The organism is Sutterella massiliensis (genome assembly GCF_016899755.1).
GTDB classification, from domain to species: domain Bacteria; phylum Pseudomonadota; class Gammaproteobacteria; order Burkholderiales; family Burkholderiaceae_F; genus Sutterella; species Sutterella massiliensis.
Map to the genome: position 1 here is coordinate 1 of NZ_JACJJC010000120.1, position 1036 is coordinate 1036.

General features: G+C 51.2%; 2 rRNA genes. Both read left to right on the forward strand.

The features are described 5' to 3' along the window. Positions 1–66: ribosomal RNA gene (locus H6A60_RS11660) — 16S ribosomal RNA — on the forward strand; the annotation flags it as partial. 287 nt (positions 67–353) lie between these two features. After that, positions 354–1036 (forward strand): 23S ribosomal RNA (locus H6A60_RS11665); the annotation flags it as partial.

Here is a 1036-nt window from a genome sequence, read left to right on the forward strand (position 1 = left end):
TTCATGACTGGGGTGAAGTCGTAACAAGGTAGCAGTACCGGAAGGTGCGGCTGGATCACCTCCTTTAAAGAGACAAAAGAGAGCTCTGAAGAAGCTCGCAAATACTGACGGCGTTCACGCTTATCGAGTCGTTGATTCGAACGTTCTTTAAAAATTCGGAAGGAAATGAAAGCGTTCAGCTGCATTTCAAACGTCGCGCACGATCGAGCCGATCGGGCGGGCGGCAGCTGAAACGGGTTGCGATTGCATTCATTTGATTCAATGGAAGTTCTCAAGAACCGACATAAATCAGGGAACAGCGACACGTTATAGGTTGCTTGTGACTCTGAAGGCAAAAGGCTTCAGAGTTATAGGATCAAGCGACTAAGTGTATGTGGTGGATGCCTTGGCGATCACAGGCGATGAAGGACGCGGCAGCCTGCGAAAAGCCGTGGGGAGTTGGCAAGCAAACTTTGATCCACGGATGTCCGAATGAGGGAACTCACTCGAGCAATCGAGTATCCGCATCTGAATACATAGGATGCGGAGGCGAACGCGGAGAACTGAAACATCTAAGTACCCGCAGGAAAAGAAATCAACCGAGATTCTGAAAGTAGCGGCGAGCGAAATTGGAAGAGCCTGCAGTCGATAGTCGAAGCGATACCGGAACGGTCTGGAAAGTCCGGCTACAGAGGGTGATAGCCCCGTACGGGAAATTGAGTCGACAGTACTAAGGCTGCGAGAAGTAGGGCGGAACACGTGGAATTCTGTCTGAAGACGGGGGGACCATCCTCCAAGGCTAAATACTAGTGATCGACCGATAGTGAACCAGTACTGTGAAGGAAAGGCGAAAAGAACCCCGGGAGGGGAGTGAAATAGATCCTGAAACCGCATACATACAAACAGTAGGAGCCCGCAAGGGTGACTGCGTACCTTTTGCATAATGGGTCAGCGACTTACGTTCAATGGCGAGCTTAACCGAATAGGGGAGGCGCAGCGAAAGCGAGTCCGAACAGGGCGACAAGAGTCGTTGGGCGTAGACCCGAAACCAGATGAT